The sequence below is a fragment of the uncultured Acetatifactor sp. genome (assembly GCF_948601915.1).
In the GTDB taxonomy this organism is placed as follows: domain Bacteria; phylum Bacillota; class Clostridia; order Lachnospirales; family Lachnospiraceae; genus Acetatifactor.
Genome location: NZ_CAPDXS010000132.1, coordinates 1 through 14949, shown reverse-complemented (window position 1 = coordinate 14949; position 14949 = coordinate 1). Strand labels below are relative to the sequence as shown.

Annotated in this window: 13 protein-coding genes; 4 read left to right on the top strand and 9 right to left on the bottom strand. The window is 55.3% G+C overall.

Features of this window, described 5'->3' with window-relative positions:
- Window positions 1-95: 95 nt before the first annotated feature.
- Window positions 96-1121, top strand: a complete 1026-nt coding sequence (locus tag Q2B33_RS18905; protein ID WP_300573512.1) for a DUF5050 domain-containing protein — start codon at window positions 96-98, stop codon at window positions 1119-1121.
- A 21-nt stretch (window positions 1122-1142) separates the two neighbouring features.
- Here Q2B33_RS18905 and Q2B33_RS18900 read toward each other — a convergent pair whose 3' ends face one another.
- Window positions 1143-1487, bottom strand: a complete 345-nt coding sequence (locus Q2B33_RS18900) for a helix-turn-helix transcriptional regulator (protein ID WP_296477462.1) — start codon at window positions 1485-1487, stop codon at window positions 1143-1145.
- Window positions 1488-1686: 199 nt separating this feature from the next.
- On the opposite strand from Q2B33_RS18900, the gene abc-f reads away from it, so the two are divergent.
- From abc-f to Q2B33_RS18885, 3 genes are read left to right on the top strand one after another with little or no spacing between them, the layout of a single operon-like run.
- A complete protein-coding gene (abc-f, locus tag Q2B33_RS18895; RefSeq protein ID WP_300573508.1) occupies window positions 1687-3651 on the top strand; it encodes a ribosomal protection-like ABC-F family protein in 1965 nt (654 codons plus the stop codon).
- A gap of 59 nt (window positions 3652-3710) precedes the next feature.
- Window positions 3711-3968, top strand: a complete 258-nt coding sequence (locus Q2B33_RS18890; protein WP_300573505.1) for a hypothetical protein — start codon at window positions 3711-3713, stop codon at window positions 3966-3968.
- On the top strand, window positions 3958-4557 hold the full coding sequence (locus Q2B33_RS18885) for a hypothetical protein (protein WP_300573502.1): 600 nt from the start codon (window positions 3958-3960) through the stop codon (window positions 4555-4557). The genes Q2B33_RS18890 and Q2B33_RS18885 overlap by 11 nt, the downstream gene beginning before the upstream one ends.
- 75 nt (window positions 4558-4632) lie before the next feature.
- Here Q2B33_RS18885 and Q2B33_RS18880 read toward each other — a convergent pair whose 3' ends face one another.
- The 8 genes from Q2B33_RS18880 to Q2B33_RS18845 form a co-directional block, all read right to left on the bottom strand.
- The gene (locus Q2B33_RS18880; protein ID WP_300784552.1) at window positions 4633-5841 is read right to left on the bottom strand and encodes an NADP-dependent isocitrate dehydrogenase; all 1209 of its coding nucleotides are present in this window, start codon (window positions 5839-5841) and stop codon (window positions 4633-4635) included.
- A 171-nt stretch (window positions 5842-6012) separates the two neighbouring features.
- Window positions 6013-6711 carry a GntR family transcriptional regulator gene (locus Q2B33_RS18875; protein WP_296477452.1) on the bottom strand — a complete coding sequence of 233 codons (699 nt, stop codon included), beginning with the start codon at window positions 6709-6711 and terminating at the stop codon, window positions 6013-6015.
- 219 nt (window positions 6712-6930) lie between these two features.
- Window positions 6931-8343: a 2-isopropylmalate synthase gene (locus Q2B33_RS18870; RefSeq protein ID WP_300768615.1), complete on the bottom strand. Its 1413-nt coding sequence runs from the start codon at window positions 8341-8343 to the stop codon at window positions 6931-6933.
- A gap of 414 nt (window positions 8344-8757) precedes the next feature.
- Window positions 8758-9573, bottom strand: a complete 816-nt coding sequence (locus Q2B33_RS18865; protein WP_300914169.1) for a S8 family serine peptidase — start codon at window positions 9571-9573, stop codon at window positions 8758-8760.
- An 11-nt stretch (window positions 9574-9584) separates the two neighbouring features.
- Window positions 9585-9722 (bottom strand): hypothetical protein, encoded by a 138-nt coding sequence (locus tag Q2B33_RS18860; protein ID WP_300914165.1) that lies wholly within the window; start codon window positions 9720-9722, stop codon window positions 9585-9587.
- A gap of 48 nt (window positions 9723-9770) precedes the next feature.
- On the bottom strand, window positions 9771-11495 hold the full coding sequence (locus Q2B33_RS18855) for a recombinase family protein (protein ID WP_300792140.1): 1725 nt from the start codon (window positions 11493-11495) through the stop codon (window positions 9771-9773).
- Window positions 11492-13261, bottom strand: a complete 1770-nt coding sequence (locus tag Q2B33_RS18850) for a recombinase family protein (protein WP_300785439.1) — start codon at window positions 13259-13261, stop codon at window positions 11492-11494. Before Q2B33_RS18850 ends, Q2B33_RS18855 begins: the two co-directional genes overlap by 4 nt.
- Entirely contained in the window at window positions 13262-14947 is a 1686-nt protein-coding gene (locus tag Q2B33_RS18845; protein WP_300792142.1) for a recombinase family protein, read from the bottom strand.
- Window positions 14948-14949 lie beyond the last annotated feature (2 nt).

The window sequence follows — 14949 nt, the reverse complement described above, 5'->3', positions numbered from 1 at the left end:
GTTTTAAAGTATTTATAGCAGTTTTGGTAAAAATTCAAATTTGCTCATTTATAGTAAGAAAGAATGAAAGAAGGCAACAGATGGAGGATATCAAAATGAGATTGAAAAAATCCGTAAAAATCGTACTGGGCATTATCATCGTCGTTCTGCTGGCAGGCATAGCGGCCATCCTTGCCCTGTCCCAGCGGGTCCGGATGAACCCTGACGGAACCGTGGGCAACACTGCCGGCAACCTGAACAACGACGGGCGCTTCTGCGAATATGACGGCACCGTCTATTTCCTGAACTCCTTCCCCGAGGGCGGCCTCTTCGCCATGAACCCGGACGAGACCGATTTCCGCAGGCTCAACTCCCTGGAGGTGCGCAACATCCTGGCCGGCGGCAAATATCTCTACTACTACCACACGGGCATCTCCTACGAGGACTCGGGGTTCTCGGGCGCCCTGGGCCTGCGGACCTTCCAGCGCTGCAAGCTCAACGGCAGCAACGCCACCTCCCTGACCACCAAGGTAGTGGTCACCGCCCAGCTTGTGAATAATTACCTGTACTTCCTCACCGCCTACAATGACGACATCTCCTTCTCCAAGATGAAGATAGACAATTCCGATGAAGTGAAGCTGGCCGACTACCAGATCAACCCCGCCTGCGCCGAGAACGGCATCATCTACTACAACGGCACCCAGGGCAACCATTTCCTCTACGCCCTGGACACCGCCACGGACGCCCCCAGGGAAATCTGGCGGGGCAATCTGTGGAATCCGGTGCTGGAGGGGGATTATGTGTACTACATGGACGTAGCAAACGACTACAGGCTCTGCCGCTACTCCCGCTCCCAGGACGTGATCCAGGTGCTGGCCGATGAGCGCATCGAATGCTTCAATGTGGGCGGCGGCTATGTCTACTACCAGACCAACGGGCAGGACGCCGCCCTGAAATGCATGGGGACGGACGGCAGCAACCCTACAGTGATTGCCGAGGGCATCTACCACAACATCAACATGACCTCCCGGTATGTGTACTTCCAGGAATTCCAGGACGACACCACCATCTACCACTCGGCTTTGGGGAGCAGCACCTACGAAGTGTTCCAGGGGGCGAAGGACGCGGCGGCGCAGGACTGATATGCGCCGCTGCCGCTCACTTCACTCCTCGATGTGATCCAGCCCCTGGCTTAAAATCGTGACGATATGGGAATCCGCCAGGGAGTAGAATATAGTCTTGCCCTCCCGGCGGTTCTTCACCAGATCCATCTGCTTCAGCACCCGCAGCTGGTGGGAAATCGCCGACTGGGACATGCCCAGCACCATGGCGATGTCGTAGACGCACATCTCCGCGGCCAGCAGCACGTACAGAATCTTCAGCCGCGTGCCGTCCCCGAACACCTTGAAGAACTCCGCCAGATCCAGCAGCTCCTCCTGGGGCGGCATCTTCTCGTCAATCTGCTTCAATGTCTCTTTATCTACATGGAGATACGTGTTCTCTTCCATCAGCACCCTCTTCTCTCTTCTCTCATCTGTCATTCTCAGAAAATCAGAAAACTTTTTGTCGTTGTTGCCATTTTACAACAATTTCCCCTTTCGCGCAAATCCTTTTTCATCCGCATTGACAGTTCTCTTTTTCCACAGTAAAATATATCCACAGCAATGTATCGGAAATCATAGGTTTCGCAGGAGAAAGGATAGAGCAATGGTACTGTCTTGCCACAACATAAGCAAAGCGTTCCTGGAGAACAGGGTTCTGGAAAATGTCGGCTTCCATATAGAAGATTACGAAAAAGCGGCCATCGTGGGCATCAACGGCGCCGGGAAGACCACGCTGCTGCGCATCCTGGTGGGGGAGATGGAGCCGGACGCAGGGGCCGTGACCCTCTCCAGGGGCAAGACCCTGGGGTATCTGGCCCAGGACGGGGCCGTGGACACTGCCAACACCATCTATGAGGAGGTGCTGTCGGTGAAGCAGGAGCTGATCGATTTAGAGCGCCGCATCCGGGAGTGCGAGCTGGCCATGCAGGCAAAAGAGGGCAGCGCCCTGGAGGCCCTGATGAAGCAGTACGGTTCCCTGACCCACGCTTTTGAGACGGGAGGCGGATATTCCTATAAGAGCGAGATCACAGGCGTGCTGAAAGGCCTGGGCTTTGCGGAGGAAGAATTCGGGAAATCCGTGTCCACCCTCTCCGGCGGCCAGAAGACCCGGGTGGCCCTGGGCAAGCTCCTGCTGCGCAGGCCCGACCTGATCGTCCTGGACGAGCCCACCAACCACCTGGACATGAACTCCATCGCCTGGCTGGAGACCTACCTGATGAACTACAAGGGGGCAGTCATCATCGTCTCCCACGACCGCTATTTCCTGGACCGGATCGCCACCAAGGTCATCGAAATCGATCAGACCAGATCCACGGTCTTCTCCGGAAATTATTCGGACTATGCCGTGAAGAAGGAGCAGCTGCGGGCCGCCGCCATAACCGCCTATCTGAACCAGCAGCGGGAGATCCGGCACCAGGAGGAGGTCATCGAGAAGCTCCGCTCCTACAACACGGAGAAGTCCGTCCGCCGGGCCGAGAGCAGGGCGAAGCTCTTGGAGAAGATGGACGTGCTGGAAAAGCCCACGGAGGTCCGGACGGACATGCGCATCCGCCTCACCCCCAGGAAACAGAGCGGCAACGATGTGCTCACCGTGGAAAAGCTGGGCAAGGCCTTCGGCCGCCAGCTCCTGTTCGAAAATGTGGACTTCGAAATCAAGCGGGGGGAGCATGTGGCCGTCATCGGCGACAACGGCACCGGGAAGACCACGCTATTGAAGATCCTCAACCGGGTGCTGCCGCCGGACAGCGGAAGCTTCCGCCTGGGCATGAACGTGGAGATCGGCTATTACGACCAGGAGCACCATGTGCTCCACGGGGAGAAGACGTTGTTCGAGGAGATTTCCGACGACTATCCCTATCTGAACAATACGGAAATCCGCAATATTCTGGCTGCTTTCCTGTTCACCGGGGACGATGTGTTCAAGCACATCGGGGATTTGAGCGGCGGGGAACGGGGCAGGGTCTCCCTGGCCAAGCTCATGCTGGGCAATGCCAATTTCCTGATTCTGGACGAGCCCACCAACCATCTGGACATCGCCTCCAAGGAGATCCTGGAGGACGCGCTAAACAACTATGATGGCACGGTGCTGTATGTATCCCATGACAGATACTTCATCAACAGGACGGCCCACCGGATCCTGGACCTGACGGCCCAGAGGTTCGTGAACTATATCGGCAATTATGATTACTATCTGGAAAAGCACGACACAGTGATGGCGGCTGTGGGGGCTCCGCAGACCGGGACGGCTTCCGCCGCCCTCCCTGACAGTCCTTCCGCGGGCACGGCCGCTTCCGCCGGCTCCGCCAAATCCGCGGAGCCTGACGCGAAGCAGGACTGGCTGGCCAAAAAGGAGGAACAGGCGCGGATCCGCAAGAAAGAGAACGATTTGAAAAAATGCGAGGAGAAAATCGCCGCCCTGGAGGAAAGGAACGCCGAAATCGATGCCCTGCTCTCCGACCCCGCCATCGGGACACAGGTGGCCCGGCTCCAGGAGCTTACCACCGAGCAGGCCGGACTCCAGGAGACGCTGGAAAAACTGTACGCGGAGTGGGAGGTCCTGGCGGAATAAATCCAGATTTCACATTGCAGAAATGCATAGGCCTAAACAAAAAAGAAAGGAGATTGTCCATGACAGCAAGGGACGATAAATTCGGGATAGACGATTTATATATTGGTATGGAAATCAGAGACAAGAATCAGCTCAGCGACATATATGACACCTGGATTCTACTGGTAAAAAACGAGAATTCCGGAACCTATACGATACAATTTATCGGCAAGGAAACAAATGCCGAATCTGATAGATTATTCTCTCAGGGAAACATCGTATGTCCTGTCTATAATGACAGCCTGGAACTAGAGGGGGATATCTACTATGAAGAATAATTTTATCCTGCTTGAACTGAACCACCGAAATGAAATAAGAGCCGATGTGAATATGGCGATTAAGAGCCTGGATATTACAAAAATCGACCACATTAACGTCAAAATCGATACAGGATGTCCCTATACCTCCATACCCGTCAGGAAGCTTGGTATCTCAAATGAGAAAGCAAGTTTAATGAAACAGATAGATTGCCTCAATCCCTTAATCAGAAAAGAGATATCTTTCGGGGTCAATGATTCAAAAGAAAAGCGGGAGTCGGACAAAGAAAAGTTTAGAACAGGCAAATATATGGAACTTCAGTCGGTGACATTCCAGCACAGAGACCTTGAAATCGAGTTCGATGGCATCTGTCTAAAAAAGGACTTCGTAAAAATCAGCTACGACAGAAGCGGCAATATCCTCATTGGCATGGATTTCCTGTCCCAGATGGACATACATATCGGGAAGAGCAGAATACTAAGGAAGACGATATTCCTTGCCTGTCCTTACGCCAGTCTGAACTCTGATTATTTCCAAACCCTGAATGAGCATTTTAATCTGCAGGATGTCTCTTCCAAGTCGTTCCACAACAGCCCCTGCTCTCTCTAAGGCACAGCCTACCGGCCCAGTGCCGCCTACAGCCACCGGGCCGGTTATTCCATGCCAAACAACAGGTTCTTCGTTTTACAGCAGGCTGTCCAAAGTCTCCCGGATGGCCTTTATGAAGTCCAGGCTGTTGAGGATGACCGGATTCTCACAGGTGGAGATTAGGGACAGGCTCTTGGTCATCTTCCCGTCCTCCACGGTCTTCACACAGGCCAGCTCCAGCTTGTCAGCGAATGCCATAAGCTCCCCATTGCCGTCCAGCTCCCCGCGCTTGCGCAGCGCCCCCGTCCAGGCGAAGATGGTGGCGATGGAGTTGGTGGAGGTCTCCTCCCCCTTCAGATGCTTGTAATAATGGCGCTGCACCGTGCCGTGGGCAGCCTCGTACTCGTAGACGCCGGAGGGCGACACCAGCACCGAGGTCATCATGGACAGGTCGCCGTAGGCCGTGGCCACCATGTCGGACATGACATCCCCGTCATAATTCTTGCAGGCCCAGATGAAGCCTCCCTCGGAGCGGATCACCCTGGCCACCGCATCGTCTATCAGGGTATAGAAATACTCGATGCCCAGCGCCTTGAACTTCTCCTTGTACTCCGCCTCAAAAATCTCCTGAAAGATATCCTTGAACGTATGATCATATTTCTTGGAAATGGTGTCCTTAGTGGAGAACCACAGATCCTGCTTTGTGTCTATTGCATAGGCGAAGCAAGCCCTGGCAAAGCTTTCGATGGACTTCTCCGTATTGTGGATGCCCTGGAGGATGCCCGCTCCGGTGAACTCATGGATCAGCTCCCTGATCTGGGTCCCGTCCGCCCCGGTGAACACCAGCTCAGCCTTGCCCGGCCCGGGCACCTTGATCTCCGTATTCTTGTACACATCGCCGTATGCATGGCGGGCGATGGTGATAGGCTTGGTCCAGTTCTTCACATAGGGCACGATGCCGTTGACCAGGATGGGGGCGCGGAATACCGTGCCGTCCAGGATGGCGCGGATGGTGCCGTTGGGGCTCTTCCACATCTCCTTCAGGTCATATTCCTTCATCCTGGCCCCATTGGGGGTGATGGTGGCGCATTTCACGGCCACTCCATACTTCAACGTGGCGTTGGCGGAGTCCACCGTGACCTGGTCGTCCGTGGCATTGCGGTGCTCCAGCCCTAGGTCATAGTACTCGGTCTTTAAGTCGATATAGGGGAGCAGCAGCTCGTCTTTAATCATCTGCCAGAGGATTCTGGTCATCTCGTCCCCGTCCATCTCCACCAGCGGTGTGGTCATCTCTATCTTCTTCATCTAAAAACTTCCTCCATTCCAGTTCCGCCCATGCGCTCTCGGCACTTCCCCGCATAGCATTTCCGGCCGCTTAGCCGTGCGTCCGTAAATCCTATGGGCACCTCAAGCCCATGGGCTGTTTCTATTTAAGTCGCTGCGCAACGGCACTAAAGAGTAAAGTCGCTTTACTGGCTATTTTCGTTCTTCTTTGGCATAGGCCTCCCGCAATCCATTTTTGACCATGTTCTCGTAGGCATTTATCATATGCTGATGGGCCAGCTGCTCTGCCAGCTCACCGTCCCCCGCCTTGATGGCCTCCATAATCCCCTTGTGCTCCGCATTGGATTTCGGCCCCCTGTTCACATTGGCCAGGGTCTTCTTCCGCACCCGGAGCACATACTCGTGAAAGGCTTTCAGCTCATGCTCCAGAATCTTGCTGTCGCAGGCCTCATACATGATGTCATGGAAACGGTTGTCCAGCTCCGCCAGCTGCTCCAGATGCCCTTTTTTAGCGTGGAACTCCGCCAGGTAGACATTCTCCTCCATCTCATCCATCTGCTCCTCGGTGATGTGCTCCGTAGCCCAGCGGGCGCACAGCCCCTCCAGGCGGGAGCGGATCATGTAGATGTCCTTCACATCCTTCTCCGTGATGCCTGTAACATAGGCGCCCTTGTTGGGGATGATCTGGATCAGTCCCTCCAGCTCCAGCTGCCGGAATGCCTCCCGCACCGGCGTGCGGCTGACCCCCATCTCCTCGCCGATCGCCACCTCCTTCAGCTCCTCATGCTCCGCATATTTCCCGCTGAGGATATCGTCCCGCAGCTTGTTGAACACGCGGCCCCGCAGGGAGTACTTGTCAGTGACCTCCTGCCTTACGTCATAACTTCCCATTTCCTCTTGCTCTAACCTCCCCGGAAAGCCCCTCTTCTGTCCGGGCCTTCCATCTAAGACACTGCTTTCCACCCTTTCTGTTCCGGCAGCCCTGCCCCCATACCGCTCCGCCAGGGCAAAGGCCAGGACAATCCGCCGCTCGCCACATAAGAACGGCTTCAGCCCACCGGCTTCCGGCTATCCGCTCCCGACACGGCATAGACAGATTCCGGTTCCGGCTCAGCCGCCCAGGGAAAGATTCTGTTCCCTGCAGACCCGCTCCACGCAGGCCACGATTTCCTCGTCGGTCATCACCGTGACCCGGCCGCCCGCGTACTCCTCGTCCACCCACTTCTTCACCTCGGCCACCAGCCGGGAATTCTTCTCCACCTGGGCTCCGTCCTTTAATTTATAATATGTATTGATCCAGTGGGCGATGCCCGCCAGGCCCGAGGTGTTGGATACGGCGCAGAGCACCGGCCTGTTCAGGAACTTCTCCGTGTCGAAGATATTGTAGATCTCCTCGTTCTTCAGCAGCCCGTCCGCGTGAATCCCCGCCCGGGTCACATTGAAGTTCTTGCCCACGAAAGGCGTCCTGGGCGGAATCCGGTAGCCGATCTCCTTCTCATAATACTCCGCCAGCTCCGTGATCACTGTGGTGTCCATGCCGTTCAGGTGGCCCTTGAGCTGGGCGTACTCGAACACCATGGCCTCTAACGGCGTATTCCCCGTCCGCTCCCCGATGCCGAACAGGGAGGTGTTGATGCCCGCACAGCCGTAGAGCCATGCCGTGGTGGAATTGGACACCGCCTTATAGAAATCATTGTGCCCGTGCCACTCGATCAGGTCATGGGGCACCCCCGCATGGGTGTGGATAGCGTAGATGATGCCCTGAACGCTCCTGGGGATGACCGCCCCGGGGTAGTTGACCCCGTAGCCCATGGTGTCGCAGGCCCGAATCTTGATGGGAATCCGGTATTCCTCCATGAGCTTCATCAGCTCCAGGCAGAAAGGCACCACATACCCGTAGATGTCCGCCCTGGTGATGTCCTCCAGGTGGCATCTGGGGCTGATACCCTCTTCCAGGCACTCCCGGATCACGCTCAGGTAGTGCTCCATGGCCTGCCGCCTGGTCATCTTCAGCTTCAGGAAGATATGGTAATCGGAACAGCTCACCAGGATGCCCGTCTCCTTCATGCCAATCTCCTTCACCAGTTTGAAGTCCTCCTTGCTGGCCCGAATCCAGCTGGTGACCTCCGGGAATTCGTATCCCTTCTCCATGCATTTATAGACCGCATCCCTGTCCTTCCTGCTGTAGAGGAAGAACTCGCTGGCCCGGATCATGCCGTTCGGCCCGCCCAGCCGGTGCAGATAGTCATATATGGTGACTATCTGTTCCGTGGTGTAGGGCGCCCTGGACTGCTGCCCGTCCCGGAAGGTGGTGTCCGTGATCCAGATCTCCTTAGGCATGTTGTGGGGCACAATCCTGTCGTTAAAGGGAATCTTCGGAATCTCGGAATAGGGGAACATGTTGCGGAATACATTGGGCTTCTGCACATCGTCCAGAATGTACATATGCTCCTCTATTTCCAGCAGGTTGTTGTGGTGGTTCATGGTAATCGGGCGATTCTGGAACGTCTCATTGTCTCTCATAAATCTTCCCTCTTTTCGTATACTCAAGACCGCCAGGATTTATACTGCTTAACGATTTCACTTGCCGTGAAACCAGACTGCATAACGCTGACTGATTCAATCGCATGATTACATTAGGCAGCATTCAGCGTTATGCAGTATATCAATCCGTCCCGGACTGACTGGCGGTCTCTCGTTTTGCCGCATGGCGGCAGCTCCATACAATGTGCGGCATAAATCCCAGACTCGTATTATTGTATACAATCGCATGGGCACTGTCAATGGTTTTTCGTAAAAATTAATATTCCGGCCCCTTTTATTCCCGCGAGCAACGAGTCAAGCGGCCGTGCTTGCACGGCCACTTGGCGAATGCCGCGGGGGTCAAATACCCCGTTGCAAGCTTGATCCCCCGTTGCTTGCAGCAGGGTATTTGATTCAGTCCAGCAGCCTCCCTACATTCAGCAGGCCCCATCCCTGCCGGTTCCAGGGCAGGCCTAAGTCCGTAGCTGAAAACTGGAGCCTGCGCTTGCATTCCTCATTGGTCATGCCGGGATATGTCTGGAAGGCCAGCGCCGCGGCTCCCGCCACGATGGGCGTGGCCATGGACGTGCCGCTCTTGGCCACATAGGGCCCCGTGCCCCTGTCCTGTCCGCCCCGGGACATCAGGCCGCAGGAGAGGATGTCCGTGCCCGGCGCCACCAGATCCGGTTTGCGGTCAGGGCTCCCCGCAAAACCCCGGCCCGAATACAGCTCGCAGCTTCTGGGATTGCCCACAGCAAAGCTGCCGTCGTAGCAGCCCACCGTCACCACGCATTTGCCGCCCACCGCGGAGATGCTGCCCTCCCGGGGTCCCTTGTTCCCGGCCGCGCACACCACGAGGATTCCCTTCCTCCACAGCCTCTCTATCCGCTCCTGCAGAAGGTCTTCCTTCCTCCGCTCCCGCAGGCTTCCGATTCCCACGGAGATGTTCACAATCCGTATGCCGTATTCCTCCCGCAGCTCCAGTACCCAGTCCAGCCCCTCCAGCATGGCCTCCGTGGAGCCGTCCCCATTTCTGTCCAATACCTTCCCCAGTACCAGCCGCACCCCCGGAGCCATCCCCCGCAGGCGGCCTCCCGATAAGCGTCCGCTCCCGCAAAGGATTCCGCACACATGGGTGCCGTGCCCGCTGTCGTCATACAGGAACCGCCTCCGCCCTACGAAATCCCGAAAGCACACTGCCCTGCCCCGCAAATCTGGATGGTCGCCCATTCCCTCTGGTGTCAATAGTCTGCAAGCATTTTTTTGAAATTTTTCCCCATAAATTCAAGGTTTTCTGCCATGGATACTGGCTTTGTGTGAAGCCTCTGCCATAAATCGCCCTGTCCATGGGTAATAACTGCAAAATCACCGGAAAACACCCGCCTGCGCAACAAGACATCCGATATCCTCCGCAGCCTTTTCTGCTTTCAGTCACGCCAGCTAATCGCCGCATCCTGCTCATCCTTCACAACAATCTGCCGAATGAACCTCTGCACCGCCTCCCCTGTCAATTCAGGAATCTCCAAATAGGCCCCCAGCTCTTCTGCGCCCTGCTTCCGGGCAAGCTCTGCCTCTATGGAATCTATCCGGCCGTCCATTTCCGACAGCCTGGCTTCTGTTTCTGCTATCTTGCCGTTCATAACAGCAAGACTATCTTCTCCGCCCTCTTTATCGGCATCCTCTCCGTTCAGCTCTGAAACGCCCGCCTTCTTCGGAATGCTTTTCTTCCCTGGAATATTTTTCTCCCATGAAATGCTCTTCTTCCATTTTTCCGCATAGCACTCATAAATTTCTATCTTCTGCTTTTTGAGCGATTGCAGTCTTAGTCGTAGTCTCCGCCGTTCCCTTTTCAGTTCTTCCAGATGCTGCCACAATTCCCTCCTGCGTTCCTCCCAGATGGCACTCTTGTCTGACAGCTGCTCCAGATGATTCTGCAGCTCATACAGGCACAACTCCTCTAAGAACATGGCGTTTGCCTTTCTGATACATCCGTCTCTGGGGTTGTCGTACAGGCTGGGACAGCAGAAATAAGGATTCAGCCCCTTGCGGATATGCAGGTTCCTCCCGCAGCAGCCACATACCAGCCTGCCGCTTAAGGGATGCCTCTGCCCAGTACGCCGGGGCTTTCCTCCGCCACGGCCTTTTTGGACCTCCTCGAACAGCTCCCTGCTGATAATGGGAGCATGGTGGTTTCGGAAAATCCTCCACTCGCTCCTGGGTTTGACGCGGTTTCTGCCTCCCAGATATTCCTTATAGGTCTTCCCGTGCACCATATCGCCGGTGTACGATTCATTTCTGAGGATGGCGCAGATTGTACTGCCCTGCCATGCGAACCTGCCTCCTTTGGCTCTTCGGCTGGTCTTGCCCTTTTCCAGTCTGAATTCTATGGGCGTCTTTACTCCTTCCTTATTGAATGCCTTTGCTATCTGGCTGGATGTCATCCCTTCCGCAGTCATCCGGAAAATCCTTCTTACAATCTCTGCTTCATCCTCCACGACCACAAGGCTGTATTTGTCGCCAGGCGCCTTCTCGTACCCGAAAGGGCAATTCGCCCCGACGAATTGCCCCCGCTCCTTTTTGGCTGCCAGGGAGGACTTCACCTTGACAGATAGATCCTTGCTGTAGAGGTCATACATCAGGTTCCGGAAAGAGATGTCCATCCCCCCCGCTCCCCCGCTGCCGGCTTCACTGTCATAGTTGTCGTTCACGGAGATGAACCTGACTCCCATAAACGGGAATATCTGCTCCAGATAGGTTCCAAGTTCAATATAGTCCCTGGAGAACCTGGAAAAATCCTTTACAATGATGCAGTCGAGAGCCGATTCCTTCACAAGCCCCAGCATGGCGGAAACGCCCGGCCGCTCCAGTGTGACGCCGGAATAGCCGTCGTCCTTGAATTCCAAGATTTTACTGTCCCTGAAATGTTCTTCCGCAAAATTCCGGAGCAGGATACGCTGTGTCCGGATACTGATGCTCTCCTCCTTAAAACACTCATTTTCCATGGAATGCCGTTCTTCCATGGAATGCCGTTCTTCCATGAAATGCCGTTCTCCTATGGACTGCCGTTCCTCCGCGGAATTCCCCTTTTCCATGATGTCTTCGTCCTCTTTGGAGAGGCGCATATAAAGCGCGACCTTCAGCTGTCTGTTCATGCATGCCACCCCGCTTCCCTGCCCTCCGGCTGGCCTGCGGCCTGCCCAAAGCCCCTGCTCTTAAAGCGGAATACAATCTCCACCCGCTTTCCCGGGAACACGTTAATCCTTTCCACCAGCGTATGCAGCATCTCGCTGTCCAGACCGGATTTCTCACGGAACTTCAGCAATGTCCGCAGGAAATGGTTCTGGGCGGCTGTAAGGGCGTCCACCTCCCTGATCCGGCGGTTCGTCTCTTCCTGCCTGGCCCTCCTCTGCTGTCCCTGTCTCTCCTCCTGCGCCTTCCAACCCTGAAAAGCCTCCTTGTCCAACTCCCCGCTGCGGTACTTCAGGTACAGCTCGCTGCCTCTGCGCTTTTCCGCTTCCGCTTCCGTCTGGATCCTGCCCAGTTCCTTTTCCAGTTCCCGCTTCTTTTCCACTGCGGCGGCATTATTCTGCTCCACAAGATTCTTTGGCCGCAGGCTGCCCAGGGCAAACTCCTGCCGGAGCGCTGCCTTCACCAGTTCCTCCAGTCTATGGCAGGTGATGTACTTCCTTTCACAGGCTCTGCCGTCAATACGGCAGGCATTCCTGCATAAATAGCCGTACAGCTTTATCTTGTCCCCAGAGCCGAACTCCTTGACATGGCTGGTACGTCCCATCCGGCTCCCGCACTGGCCGCAGAAGAGGACTCCCTCAAAAATATCCTCCTCTTCCGGCACCGCTTTGGAGAAGCCGTCCAGATTGCTGTATACCGACTGCTTCCGGAACCTTTCCGCTATACGTGAAAAAAGCGCTTCTGAGACAATGCCCTCATGGGCACCCTCTCTGATGTCCCAGTCACCGGATGAAATGTCGTGCCTCTTCTTTATTTTATCATCCTTACCGCAGGTTCTGGCCTGGACCAGCCAGCCTACATACACAGGATTGGCAAGCACCGCCCTTACCGTTCCCCTGGACCACTCCTGAAGCGTTTCCCCTTCCCTGCAGTAGACATGGCCACATCTGCGATAATCTTTCGGGCGGTGGACTTTCTTTCCATAGAGCCATGCCACAATCTCTTTCAGGTTCTTCCCCTCATCGTAGAGGCGGTAGATTTCCCTTACGATGTCCGAAGTCTCCTCTTCCATAAAAAGCCGTTTCTTCCCATCATTCCACTTCACCCGGTATCCATAAGCCGGAATACTCCCAGTATAGCTCCCTTTCTCCCACTGGGCCTTCCTTGCAGCCTTTACCTTTACTGCGATATCTTTTGCATACATCTCGTTTGCCAGGTTCTTCAGATTCACCCCCAGATCGTCCCCATTCTCATACAGGCTGTCGAAGCGGTCTGTGACGGAGATAAAGCGGACTCCCAGAAACGGGAAAATCTTCTGGATGTAATTTCCCGCCTCTATGTAATTACGGCCGAACCTGGAAAAATCCTTGACAATGATGCAGTCCACTTTCCGGGAGCGGACATCCGCCATGAGCCGGTTGAACCCTTCCCGCTCGAAGTTAGTGCCTGTCTTCCCCAAATCGCTGTAGCAGCCAAAGAGAACCATATCCGGCTGCAGCTCCATGTAGGATTTCGCCATCTCAATCTGGTTATCGATGGACTCATTCTTCTCATTGTGGCTGTCCACGGAAAGCCTTGCGTAAATGCCCACGGAATAGGTTTTCTGCCCTGTGGCGCCTTTATTTCCTGCGGAATGGTTCTCTATCATTCCGTAAGCCGGCTTGCTGACTTGCTCCATGTCTTTTCCCCGGGTCAGCCCCAGCCTCTCTCTTCTGGAAGTTCTGGCCATTTAAACCGCCTCCCTTCCATTTACCGCATACCCCGCAGCCCCCATCTCTCCCCTCCTTATATCCCCGGCAGGGACAGCCGCCGTCTCCCTGCATCCCGTTTTCCCAACATCGCCTGTTTCTGCCTTCCCCGCTCCCATGCCCCCAGAGGTAGGGACGGTTCTTCCTCTGTGCGCCGGCTTTCCGGCCCTGGCGGCTTCGGCTTCTCTCCGCTCCATATATCCGGCAAGCATCATGACCTTGCTGTACAGCTCCCGGTTCTTCAGCTCCAGGCATATCCGTTTATCCTCATACACCAGTATCCGGTCAACAAAGGCGACCAGCACGTCACGGTTCAGCTCCGTCAGCTCCAGCGCCTCCCGGAACCGCTCCAGGCGTATGCCGGATGCAACTCCAGCCTTGAACAGGGCGCGTACCATCTCCTCCTGTTTTCCGATGGCATCCTGAATCCTCGCGTACTGCTCTTCATAAATGCCGCGGAACGAATAGAAATCCTCCTGTGTGATGATGCCTGCTTTCATATCCTCATACAGGCCGCTGCGCAGGGCAAGGTACTTCTGCTCCTCGCCCCGGAGCCTGGCAATCTCCTGGTCATAGCGGGACAACTCCCCGAAGTCCATCTCCATCCCCTCTATGCGGGAAAGCACTCTCGACTCGTCCAGGAACAATGCCGCCTGGGACTGCAGCCCTTTCAGCACGGCCCTGCGCAGCTCATCCTCCGGAATCGTGTGCCGGGTACATCCAAGGCCGCTGTTCCTGGTGGGACAGATAAAGGATACCTTCTCCGCACCCTTGTAGCGGTTTACCCGGCGGGTCATGGGCTCCATGCAGTCCCCGCAGAACAGCAGCCCGCAGAACAGGTGGGGCTTCCCTTCCCGCCCGGATGTCCTGCTGTCGACGGGGAGGAGCTTCTGCACACTGTCGAACGCCTCCCTGGCGACCACGGGCACATGGGTGCCTTCCACCCGGATCCACTCCTCCTTCGGCTTCTCCCGGCATTTGTCCAGCTTATAGCTTATCTTCTCCCTGCGGCCCTGTACCATGGTACCTGTGTAGATTTCGTTTGACAGGATGCGCTTTACCGCCTGGGATGACCATCCTGCCTTCACCTTCGTCGGAAAGCCTGTAGCAAATCTCTCCCCTTTCGACTTCTTGTATTCCAATGGGGAAAGGATGCCCAGCCCGTTCAGTTTCCCCGCTATCGCGGCACAGCTCATCCCGTCCAACTTCCAGTCAAAGATGTTCTTCACAATCTGGGCCGCATAGGAATCCGGAACCAGCCTGTTCTTGTCCTTCCCGTCCTTACAGTAGCCGTAGACTGCGAAAGCGCCGATGAACTCCCCTTTCTCCCGCTTCACTTTCTGGTGGCTCCTGACCTTCCCGGAGATGTCCCGGCAATAGCTGTCATTTACGAAGTTTTTTACGGGAAGGACAAGGAAAGTTTCATTATAGTCCGCTGTCAGGGAGTCAAAACAATCCGTTACCGCAATAAAGCGCACATTTAAAGCCGGAAGGTCCTTTTGTATCAACCGCCCGGCTTCTATATAATCTCGTCCAAATCTGGACAAATCCTTTACAATAATGCAGTCAACTTTCCTGGCCCGGACATCTTCCATCATCCGTTTGAAACCAGGGCGGTCAAAAGCTGACGTTAGATAACGATACTTTTGAAAACACTGGAAAATCAAGG